1 pseudogene is annotated in these 240 nt (G+C 45.0%); it reads left to right on the top strand.

Going from position 1 to position 240, the window contains the following annotated elements:
- Nucleotides 1-240 (top strand): annotated as a pseudogene (locus tag SB775_RS33330) (MFS transporter); the annotation flags it as partial.

Below are 240 nucleotides of genomic sequence, written 5' to 3'. Positions count from 1 at the left end.
CCTGCACTCATGGTCGGATTAATTAACAACGGCTTGATTACCCTCTTTTTAGGCGGTATCAATCTGATGATTTTAAACTTTAGCGAAATCCATCAGGAACCACAATTGATGGGCTGGATTTACGCTTTTGAGGGCGTCAGCATTCTGATCGGAAGCCTGCTCGCAAAGCGCTGGATCGGTCAAAACAATCTGGTTGCAGCCTCTACACTGATGCTTGTATTTTTTGCGATTTCCCAGTAC

This window comes from Peribacillus sp. SIMBA_075 (assembly GCF_046534585.1).
This window is presented reverse-complemented; position numbering and strand designations above follow the sequence as displayed.